Origin of the sequence: Flavobacterium sp., from assembly GCF_044376915.1 — a bacterium.
Lineage (GTDB): Bacteria > Bacteroidota > Bacteroidia > Flavobacteriales > Flavobacteriaceae > Flavobacterium.
On record NZ_JBILKB010000024.1, the window covers coordinates 16,818 to 27,409 of the forward strand.

Here is a 10,592-nt window from a genome sequence, read left to right on the forward strand (position 1 = left end):
TTTTATAAAGTTTTTGTTAAACAACAATATTATAAATGATTATGAAAAAATTAGCTTGTATTCTACTAGGTTGCTGCTTTCAAATTTCAGTAGCACAAATAATAACATTTACCGATATTAATTTCAAAAATGCTTTACTGCAACAACCCATTGATTTTGATTTGAACGGAACTCCTTTTCCTAGGTTAGATGCTAATAACGATGGACAAATATCTCAGGCTGAAGCACTACTTGTAATCAAATTAAATCTTTCGTATGCTGAACTAAATAATTTAAATGGTCTTCAATTTTTCACCAACTTAAAAAGTTTTGAATCCTTATTTTTTAGAGGGACGAGTTTCAACTTTCCCACCCTAATAAATTTAGAAAATTTGGCTTTATCCAATGCTGTTAGTACTGATACTAATTTAGCTCTTTTAAATTTATCAGGAAATACAAACTTAAAATCGGTAAGTTGCAGCTCTATCGCTTCCTCGGTTAACTTGTCTAATTTAGACCAACTTACCAACCTTAACTTAACGGGTAGTTTCACAAGTTTGAATTTAAATGACGCTGTTGATTTATTAGTTTTAAGCATTACAGCACCTTTACAGTCACTTAATTTAACGAATAACACGCGACTCATTAACCTCCATTTATCCAATACTAGTTTTACTACTTTAAACCTAAGTACTTGTTTAAATATTGAAAATATTGACATCCGCAATGGCATGATGCAAACCTTAAATTTAGGCAACCTCAGACATGTTCGGTATTTATTTGTCCCCGACAATCGATTAACTTCATTAAATGTTAATAAATTATTCAATTTGGATATTTTGTATTGTCAAAATAACCGATTAACCGAACTATTTTTAGAAAATGACATTATAGAACAACAGGTCATTTTTTCGGGTAATCCAAATCTTACTAGTATTTGTTGTGATGCCAATGAAGTGGTTTACATGCAAAACCAATGCAACACATTGGGCTATACTACAAATATCAGAAGTTGTGCTCCACCAACTACTTCAAGCAGTCGACTTACAATGTTTCCAAATCCTGTCCATGATAAATTGCACCTAACGTCTGACACATCTATTGATAAAATTGAAATTTTCTCAAGCAACGGATTACTCGTCATGACTTCAAATGGAGTAACTGCACCTTTAGAGATGCAAAGTTTTCCTAGTGGTCTTTATTTTGTGAGAGTTTATCGTGCGAATGAAGTTTCAGAAATGAAATTTATTAAATCGTAATTTTTTTTATTCATTCGATTTAAAATAGTTGCTTTTATTACCCTATCAAAAATCAATCTAATCATTTTATTATTTGTATAAATTTAAATTGCAAATAAAATTTATTTTTTACATAAATCACACTATTTCAAGTATTTAAAAATTACTTACTTGATTATACCTTACCTTTGAAATACTTCAAACAGACAATCTATTTTTTAGCAACAAATACATATTGTTCAGTATTCAAAAAGTAAAACAATAGTCAAATGAAAAAAGTAATTTTCAAAAAATTAGATTGGATTGTAATTGTAACGTTTTTAATTCCATTGAGTTCCATACATTCACAATGCTTACCTTCTCTGGGATCTGCCAGTGATTTTACCATTTTTACAGCAGTAGGCGCTTTGAGCAATACATCAAGCTCAACAATTGAAGGCAATATTGGAACCAATGCTGGAACAATTACAGGTTTTGAGGCTGCAACTATTTCAGGAAACACGCTAAATGCCACTGCGGCTACCCAAATTGCTGCTACTGAATTAAATTCGGCTTACGCAGCATTTCAAACTTTACCTGCAACTTCAACGAATCACAGTCCGACTTTTGGAAGTGACGAGACCCTCTTACCTGGAGTGTATGCTATTACTACGGCAGGATCCATTTCAGGCATACTCAACTTCGATGCGCAATTTAATTCGAATGCCAAGTTTATCATAAAGTTTGGAGGTGCTTTTACCTCTCAAACTTATTCTACTATAGTTTTAAAAAATGGTGCACAAGCAAATAATATTTATTGGATTGTAGAAGGAGCATTTTCATTGGCTGCTAATTGTATATTTAAAGGTACTATCATTTCAAATGGAGCTATTGATGTAAGTGTTGGCAACCAACTCAATTGCAAACTATTATCCATTAGTGGTGCAATTTCTACTTATGGTACTCAACTATCAATAAGCGGAATTACAAATACCCATCCGATGTTTTATGCAGACAATGACCTTGATGGGTATGGAAATATACTTGTGAATTCGTGTGATTATATTTCGGGATATATACTTAATTCCACAGATTGTGATGATACCGATGGTGGTACGCATCCTAATGCAATTGAAATATATGGGAACAATATTGATGATAATTGCAATGGTATTACAGATTCAGATACTTTCAATTGTGGAACAACTACAACTTGGAATGGCATAATGTGGAGCAATGGTATTCCAACTTACGAAAAAACAGCCCTATTTTCTGCATCGTACACTACCTCTTTTGACTTATATACGTGTTCGGTTTTGGTAACCAATAATGCTAGTGTTGTATTGAATCATAATCTATTTGTATTTGGCAGTATCACCGTGGAGCCCAATTCATCATTGACACAACACAACAATGTTAATATTATTCAAGTGGATCCAACGGCAATAAACAGTGGGAATATTCAAGTAAATAGAAATACAGCAACAATTGTTCGGCTTGATCATACGTTATGGTCGTCATCAGTGACTGGTCAAAATATTTATAATTTTTCTCCTGAAACGTTATCCTATAGAATCTATACGTACGATACGCTTACCAACACCTATTTGAGCTCGACCCTATCCAACAATTCAATTTTTACGGCGGCAAAAGGATATGCCATTAGAGCACCTAATACTTTTTCAGCAACCATATTCAACGAATGGACGGGCATATTTACGGGTGTTCCCAATAATGGAGCCCATTCATTTAATTTAGTTCATACGCCAACACATGCCTATAATTTAGTGGGTAATCCATTTCCTTCAACTGTTGACGCTACCACATTTGTACAAGAGAATAATGCGGTCATTGAAGGAACACTTTATTTTTACGAACACACCTTATCCATGGATTCAAATGGTGTTTTTCCAACAGGAACAAATTATGCCACATGGAATGCTACTGGTGGAACAGCTGCTACTGCAGTGGCAGTGGATAACCCTGCCTACCATACACCAGCCGTAATTCCGAATGGTAGTATTCAAGTTGGTCAAGGCTTTTTTGTAACATCCAAAAGCAATGGTGTTTTGAATTTTACCAATTCACAACGAATAAACGATCAAAACCATCAATTTTTAAGAGTTGTTAACCCAGAGAAAAATCGACTTTGGATTAATGTTTGTAACGCAAACAACGAAGACATCAACCAAATTATGATTGGATACTTAGATGGTGCGACACTAAATGCCGATTCCAATTACGATGGAAAATCCTATGGTAATTTAGGCAGTCACTTGTATTCAATCATTGGGAATGAAAAATATGTAATTCAAGGTCGCCCATTACCATTTGAACCAACAGATGAAGTTCCATTGGGTTGGATTTGCACTACAGCTGGTCGCTATAAAATTAAATTATCAGATTGGGATGGCGTATTCTTAACCGAACAATCGGTATACATTAAAGACCTAGAGACAGGCGTTACTACAGATTTAAAATTGGCACCTTACACATTTACTTCCAAAACAGGTGTGTTCAACAATCGATTTACACTTGTATATGAAGAAAACTTAACAACAATTGACATACCCATAAATTCTTCAAACATCTTGGTATTCAAGAACAAAGACAACTATCATGTAGTTAGCAGCGGAATACTAATTCAAAATATTTCGATTTTTGATCAATTGGGCCGATTACTGTTCAACGTAAATAATATAAACTCTAATGCCATTCAAATTAATGAGTTGCATCAAACAAAAGAGATCCTCCTACTAAAAATTGTGGATGAAAACCTACAAACGCATTACCGCAAAATTTTAAATTAATAGCACAAATGAAAAAAATAAAAAAACTACTTTGCATTTTATCAATCGGATGGATATCGATAACTTCAGCAATAGCGCAAGAACCTTCAGATTTTGGCACCACAGGAGAAACCAATAATGATCCAGACGATTCAGATGTTCCCATCGATAATTATTTATTCATCCTATTAATTGCAGGTATTGGTTATGGGTATTATAAAAAAGGACTCCCGTTAAAACAACCGTAAAATTTCAATTATTTAACAATATAAAGTAGACTTAGTGGTAAATTTCGTTAGATTTGTTTAAACCAATCCAATAAAATATGAAAAAAATCACGTTATTTTTATGCACACTACTCTGTAGTGTAGCTTTAGTCAATTGCAAAAAAACAACCGCTTCAAATGAAGCCTATTTCAGCAATCCATCAAATGACACCATTCAAACGGGTGGCATCAAAATTATTCCTATTACCACTGCAAAAGGCACATTTAATGTGTGGACGAAACGCATAGGGAACAATCCGAAAGTTAAAGTGTTGTTGTTAAACGGTGGACCCGGAGCTACTCATGAATATTTTGAGTGTTTTGAAAACTTTTTACCAGCTGAAGGCATTGAATTTATTTACTATGATCAATTGGGATGTGGGAATTCCGACAATCCAAACGATGTTGCACAGTGGGATTTAGACCGTTATGTAGAAGAAGTAGAACAAGTTCGTATTGCTTTAGGCTTAGATGAAACAAACTTCTACCTTTTAGGACATTCATGGGGTGGCATTTTAGCCATGGAATATAGCTTAAAATATCAAAAACACATGAAAGGAATGATTATTTCAAACATGATGTCAAGTTGTCCTGAATATGGAAAATATGCCGATGAAGTACTCGCTAAACAAATGGATCCAAAAGTATTAGCTGAAATTGAAAAAATTGAAGCGGCAAAAGACTTTAGTAATCCAAGATATATGGAACTGTTATTGCCTAATTTTTATGAAAAACACATATTGCGTTTCCCAGTAAAAAATTGGCCAGAGCCAGTAAATCGTTCGTTTGCAAAAATCAATCAATCGCTTTATGTTACCATGCAAGGACCAAGTGAATTTGGTATATCTGGAAAGCTTGAAAAATGGGATCGTAAAGCCGATTTAAAGAATATCAACATTCCAACTTTGGTTATTGGCGCTCAATATGACACTATGGATCCAAAACATATGGAAACAATGGCAAAACTTACTCCTAAAGGCACTTATTTGTATTGTGACAAAGGAAGTCACATGGCCATGTATGATGATCAAAAAACATATTTTAAAGGACTCATCGACTTTCTGAAAAAATAATTCATTTGAAAAGGGCTTCACATAATGAAGCCCTTTTTTATTGCTACTCTTCTTGACTAAACGCTAAAACTATTGCATAAATTACCCATGAATAGTCTCTGATTTTCCGTAGCTTTTAACTACTTCTGCTTCATATTCAAGCCATTCTTCCCATCGCTTTTTAACATCGTATCCCTCCTCAGCTAATTGATGGGCAAATTGTAAAAAGGAGGTATAATGGTTGGCTTCAGAAATCATTAAATCCCGGTAAAAAACAGCCAATTCTTGATCTTTAATGGTCTCGGATAGCACTTTAAACCGTTCGCAACTTCTGGCTTCAATCATTGCTGCGAATAGCATGCGTTCTACGATAATGTGTTTTCGATTTCCAGGCTTCATGAATTTAAACAAATCGTTTACATAACTGTCTTTTCGCTCGCGCCCTAATATCCAACCTCTTGCTTTTATGATTTCGTGGACTTGCTCAAAATGCTCCATTTCTTCTTTCGCAATTGAGGTTAGTTCAGTCGTAATCTCTGTAAACTCGGGCAACATATTGATGAGCATAATTGCATTTGATGTTGCTTTTAATTCACACCACGCGTGATCGGTTAGAATTTCTTCTAAATTGCCTTCGGCTATATTGGCCCATCTTGGATCGGTTGGTAGTTTTAAACGAAACATATGATGTTGAATGAAGATTAATAATTTTAGATTGTAAAAATAATGCTATTATAACATAATTCCTAGATTAGAAATGTCCCAATCTTTAGTCATATTATATTGAATGTGTCCTCTTTCAATTTCCAAGGGACAATCAAAATTATTCGTATACAAACCACCTGTACCTAATCCTTGAGGCAATGGATTTTGAAGTGTAAAGGTAAATTGCGCAATAGCATTCAAACCGATGTTACTTTCCAATGCCGAAGTGATCCACCAGTTAATGCCTAACGAGTTGGCAATTGAAATCCATTCTAGCGTTCCTTTGAATCCTCCCACCAAACTTGGTTTTAAAATGATGTATTGGGGTCGTATTTTTTTCAACAACGTTTCCTTTTCCGAAAACAAAAAAACACCAATAAGTTCTTCATCTAAAGCAATCGGAAAGGGTGTGGCCTGACATAAATTAGCCATAAGTTCTGTGTTGTTTTTTTGAATAGGTTGCTCAATACTATGTAATTCAAATACAGCTAATTGTTTTAATTTATTTAAAGCTTCAAACGAATTAAATGCACCATTTGCATCTACCCGAATCTCTATGGTTTTGGCATCAAAATTTTGACGAATGTAGCGCAACAACTCCAACTCTTTTTCAAAATCTATGGCGCCAATTTTTAACTTGATACACGTAAATTCTTGGGCCAATTTTTCTTCTATCTGAGATTTCATATAGGCCTCATCGCCCATCCAAACCAAACCATTGATTCGCATAGCATCATTGCCTTTGGTAAATGAAGAAGGAAATAATTCAAAGGGCGTTTTGGATTGCAACGATAAAAAAGCCATTTCAACACCAAATTGTATCGATGGAAATTCAAGTAATTCGTCCCATAATTCATCCTTACCCAAATGAATATTTTGACACACCCATTGCAATTTTTCTTCATAATCCGGACGATCATCAACTGACAAGCCGCGCAATAAACCACACTCGCCTATTCCGGTTTTTTCGTCATCTTCCAAAAATAAAAACCAAGTTTCTTTCTCGGTCATTACTCCTCTAGAAGTACCGCTTGGTCTTTTAAAATGTAAGGTGTATTTTTTATAGCTTGCTTTCATATGCTAAATAAGACAATGAGTCAAATTTGATGGTGTAATTATGGTACTTTATTCCAAGATTCGTAAAATTTTTTTAAAGTCATCAATTGCTAAGCCTTTGGACCTATAAAATTCGATATCTAATTTTGCTTGATCAATCCAAGATATTTTCGCATCAATATTATTATTTTTATATTTAAGGTGAATTTCTTTTGCGGCTTTAATTTCGTTCATAAATACTAAGGTGTTGGCTAGTTTCAATTGATACCACAATTGATGCGCATCAAGTGCAATTGCTTTTGAATAGCTATCTTTTGCCTTGAAAAATTGTTTGGTTTCAATATAAATATCGCCAAGCGCGCTATAGTCTTTTGCTTGCGCCCAATTTGTTTCAATTATTTCCTTTTCAATATACGAAATTGCCTTTTGATACTCTTTTTTCAAATAAAAATCCCAAGCTATTTTTCTTTTTTGTTCCATTAATTCATTCATCTGATTGGTGTTTTTTAATGCAAGTAAACCAATTTCGGTTGCAATAGTTGCTTTTTCAGCAGCCAACATATTGGTGAATTCCGTGTAGGTAAAACGATCGGTAAATAACTTAATATAAGTTCCTGTAAAAATTTCTTTTTTGGAAAGCTGATCAAAAAAATCCAACCGGGCACACATCTTTTCAATTTCATGTTTTGTTTGTTTTGTCCAGCCCCGACTGGCTTTATAATCTACCCAAGGCACAACTTCCAATACAATTTTTTGACTCATTACCCAATTTTGACTTTCAAAACCAAACCAAAGATGAGGTATATTAGTCAGACACAGCGAAGCGGAAGAAAGCATCCTCGCTTCTTTATTGATTTTATCTTTTTGTTCAAAACAGGCTTTTGCAGTTGTTCCTTCTTTTAAAAATGCATTGGCAAGATTTGCCTCTTGAAAAATAGCATAGGTACATGTATCGTCTCCCGAGATAGCAGATGTCAAATGAATTAAACCTGCGGTTCCCTGACTAATCCCTGTAGGATCGGGTATTGCTTTTAATACAGAAACCAAACTCGAGGTTAATTTTTGACCTTCATCTAAAAGGGTTATTCGAAAAAGAAATTCGGTTGTTCCAATGGGCAGCGCTTCTGTTTTAAGTAGTATCCTCTTTCCTGCAGTAAGCACTACTTCTTTAGTTGTAGCGCGCTCTTTATCCCAATACCCATCTTTTTGAGCAAAAGAAATTTGGGTTATACACAATAATAATAGTAGCTTTTTCATCAATTCGTTTTTCATTTATAATGCACTCGGACGCGCCTTTACAATTTGATGCTTTGTCCAATTTCCAACAACATCAAATCTTTTCCACGATCAAAAAATTTACGTTTGGCTTCCTCATGATTGATTTCTATGTAGCCAAACGTATCAAAATGATACCCTAATATTTTATCACATTGGACAAAATCAGAGGCAAGAATGGCGTCTTCTACATCCATAGTAAAATTGCTGCCAATTGGCAAAATAGCGAGATCCAATTTGGTACGCATTGGTATCAATTTCATATCCATAGTTAATGCTGTATCCCCTGCGATATATATGTTTTTATGTTCGCCCTCAATTACAAATCCGCCTGGCTGTCCACCATAACTTCCATCAGGAAATGACGAAGAATGATGTGCAATTACATATTTTACAGTAGCAAAATGCTGCGCCAATTCGCCGTTACGACTGGTGCCAAAATCCCAACTGCCGCCATGGTTCATGGGATGATAATGATATCCTTTGGCTCCGAAATGTGACGCAATTTCGTAATTTGAAACTATAATAGCACCTGTTCGTTTGGCAATTACTTCTACGTCTAAAATATGATCTTGATGCGCGTGAGTGAGCAAAATATAATCGGCGGCTACGGTATGGATGTCGATATGGGCAGCTTTTGGATTACCCGTTATAAATGGATCCACTAAAATATGAATGTCATTTATTTTGATTCCGATACAGGCGTGTCCGTAGAATGTAATTTTCATGATTTTATTTTAGTATTTGGTGATCAAATTAGAAAGACTAAAGTTAACCAAAATAATACACTCAAAGCAAATGTGCTTAGAGCTACTTTTTTTAGCTCAAGATCAAAATCTTCATATTTTTCTGATTTTTTGATTTTACCAATATGCAGTATTAACGGAATATTTATAAGGATAACAGGTATTGCCGTAATCTTAACCAACAAACAAAATACAATAAACAGAATGGAAGCAATAGAAATACAAGCTTCCTGATATTTTTTAGCCCAATCTAACCCCATTTTTACCACTAATGTGTTTTTACCAGCGATTGTATCATTTTCAATGTCGCGCATATTATTTAAATTGAGCACCGCTACACTCAATAATCCGATGGATGAGGCAGGTAAAAGCAATTTCCAATCTAAAAAATGTGTGAACAAAAAATTGGAACCAATGACTGAAATCCATCCAAAGAACACAAACACAAATACATCGCCAAAACCGGAATAACCATAGGCTGTTGAGCCTACCGTATATTTTATTGCAGCACTTATTGAAGCCAAACCCAATAATAAAAACAAAACCGAATACAAAAAATGCTCCGCTCCAAAAGAAACATAAATAAGTCCTACTGCAACTACTAATGAAAAAACACTCATTAAAATTACCGCCTTTTTCATATCTTGAGGTGTGATTGCGCCTGAAGCAACCATTCTTTTTTCTCCTATTCGATGCGCATCGGTACCTTTTATGCCGTCACCATAATCGTTAGCAAAATTGGAAAGTATTTGAAAGGCCAAAGTAGTAACAAGAGCCAGAATAAAAATCAATCCCTCAAAATGGTTTTGGCAATAGGCGTAAGCACTTCCTACGATAATTCCAGACACAGAAAGTGGCAAGGTTCGCAAACGGGCAGCTTGAATCCAGGGTTTTATGTTGTTTATCATCAAATTATAATAAAAAAACGAGTAGTAAAGTTATGCAATTCACCAGCAAAATAAGATAATTAACTGGTTTATTATTGGATGAAATAATGATATACAAATTAAAAATTGGTGCTACAAATAAGAGTGCGATCATCGGCAACCATAGTATTTCATAGATCACACCTACAATTGTTACTGCATAAACATTTATTATTTTATTAAGCAACCAATAACTTGTGATAAGCCAACTCAAACAAAAACGAATCAACACCGAATGTTTAGACCAAATTTCTTCCATACTATAATTTTACACCCACACCTATTTTAACTAAATGAACATTTACGATTCCATCGAAATCATTAGATTTTGCGGGAAAGTATTGAAAACTTCCTTCTAAAAAAACACCCTTAGACAACATGTATTTAAAACCTGGCTGTAGGCTTATACCTTTGTAAGTTGTAGTTATTTCACTACCGTCAATCACTATGGGATCAAAGGGATTTAAGGAATCATTAGGATTAAACAACCCGGGCATCACCTTAAATTTAGCATTAAAAAAAGCATAGCCAACACTTAAATAAGGCTTAAATTGGGATTTTTTAAGGAGTAGATAAACACC

General features: G+C 34.4%; 10 protein-coding genes. 4 read left to right on the forward strand and 6 right to left on the reverse strand.

Annotated features, from left to right (window positions below):
* Positions 1-41: 41 nt before the first annotated feature.
* The 4 genes from ACIQ6Z_RS04130 to ACIQ6Z_RS04145 all read left to right on the forward strand — a co-directional run bounded on the left by ACIQ6Z_RS04130 (position 42) and on the right by ACIQ6Z_RS04145 (position 5,324).
* Positions 42-1,238: a T9SS type A sorting domain-containing protein gene (locus ACIQ6Z_RS04130; RefSeq protein ID WP_396209667.1), complete on the forward strand. Its 1,197-nt coding sequence runs from the start codon at positions 42-44 to the stop codon at positions 1,236-1,238.
* A 248-nt stretch (positions 1,239-1,486) separates the two neighbouring features.
* Entirely contained in the window at positions 1,487-4,006 is a 2,520-nt protein-coding gene (locus tag ACIQ6Z_RS04135) for an ice-binding family protein (protein WP_396209668.1), read from the forward strand.
* Between the two features lie 8 nt (positions 4,007-4,014).
* Positions 4,015-4,233 carry a hypothetical protein gene (locus ACIQ6Z_RS04140; RefSeq protein ID WP_396209669.1) on the forward strand — a complete coding sequence of 73 codons (219 nt, stop codon included), beginning with the start codon at positions 4,015-4,017 and terminating at the stop codon, positions 4,231-4,233.
* 77 nt (positions 4,234-4,310) lie between these two features.
* Positions 4,311-5,324 carry a proline iminopeptidase-family hydrolase gene (locus tag ACIQ6Z_RS04145; RefSeq protein ID WP_396209670.1) on the forward strand — a complete coding sequence of 338 codons (1,014 nt, stop codon included), beginning with the start codon at positions 4,311-4,313 and terminating at the stop codon, positions 5,322-5,324.
* An 81-nt stretch (positions 5,325-5,405) separates the two neighbouring features.
* On the opposite strand, the gene ACIQ6Z_RS04150 is transcribed toward ACIQ6Z_RS04145, so the two are convergent.
* The 6 genes from ACIQ6Z_RS04150 to ACIQ6Z_RS04175 all read right to left on the reverse strand — a co-directional run.
* Positions 5,406-5,987 (reverse strand): tRNA-(ms[2]io[6]A)-hydroxylase, encoded by a 582-nt coding sequence (locus ACIQ6Z_RS04150; protein ID WP_396209672.1) that lies wholly within the window; start codon positions 5,985-5,987, stop codon positions 5,406-5,408.
* Positions 5,988-6,035: 48 nt separating this feature from the next.
* Positions 6,036-7,085, reverse strand: coding sequence for an o-succinylbenzoate synthase (locus tag ACIQ6Z_RS04155; RefSeq protein WP_396209673.1), 1,050 nt, complete (start codon positions 7,083-7,085; stop codon positions 6,036-6,038).
* 48 nt (positions 7,086-7,133) lie between these two features.
* Positions 7,134-8,321: a tetratricopeptide repeat protein gene (locus tag ACIQ6Z_RS04160; RefSeq protein ID WP_396209674.1), complete on the reverse strand. Its 1,188-nt coding sequence runs from the start codon at positions 8,319-8,321 to the stop codon at positions 7,134-7,136.
* A gap of 38 nt (positions 8,322-8,359) precedes the next feature.
* Entirely contained in the window at positions 8,360-9,067 is a 708-nt protein-coding gene (locus tag ACIQ6Z_RS04165) for a metal-dependent hydrolase (protein WP_396209675.1), read from the reverse strand.
* Positions 9,068-9,090: 23 nt separating this feature from the next.
* A complete protein-coding gene (menA, locus tag ACIQ6Z_RS04170) occupies positions 9,091-9,993 on the reverse strand; it encodes a 1,4-dihydroxy-2-naphthoate octaprenyltransferase (RefSeq protein WP_396209676.1) in 903 nt (300 codons plus the stop codon).
* Between the two features lie 278 nt (positions 9,994-10,271).
* The coding region (locus tag ACIQ6Z_RS04175) for an outer membrane beta-barrel protein (RefSeq protein WP_396209677.1) at positions 10,272-10,592 on the reverse strand (321 nt) is incomplete at its 5' end.

Coding starts and splice junctions, on each gene's coding strand:
- ACIQ6Z_RS04130 (WP_396209667.1), top strand. CDS start 42: ATGAAAAAATTAGCTTGTATTCTACTAGGTTGCTGCTTTCAAATTTCA.
- ACIQ6Z_RS04135 (WP_396209668.1), top strand. CDS start 1,487: ATGAAAAAAGTAATTTTCAAAAAATTAGATTGGATTGTAATTGTAACG.
- ACIQ6Z_RS04140 (WP_396209669.1), top strand. CDS start 4,015: ATGAAAAAAATAAAAAAACTACTTTGCATTTTATCAATCGGATGGATA.
- ACIQ6Z_RS04145 (WP_396209670.1), top strand. CDS start 4,311: ATGAAAAAAATCACGTTATTTTTATGCACACTACTCTGTAGTGTAGCT.
- ACIQ6Z_RS04150 (WP_396209672.1), bottom strand. CDS start 5,987: ATGTTTCGTTTAAAACTACCAACCGATCCAAGATGGGCCAATATAGCC.
- ACIQ6Z_RS04155 (WP_396209673.1), bottom strand. CDS start 7,085: ATGAAAGCAAGCTATAAAAAATACACCTTACATTTTAAAAGACCAAGC.
- ACIQ6Z_RS04160 (WP_396209674.1), bottom strand. CDS start 8,321: ATGAAAAAGCTACTATTATTATTGTGTATAACCCAAATTTCTTTTGCT.
- ACIQ6Z_RS04165 (WP_396209675.1), bottom strand. CDS start 9,067: ATGAAAATTACATTCTACGGACACGCCTGTATCGGAATCAAAATAAAT.
- menA (WP_396209676.1), bottom strand. CDS start 9,993: ATGATAAACAACATAAAACCCTGGATTCAAGCTGCCCGTTTGCGAACC.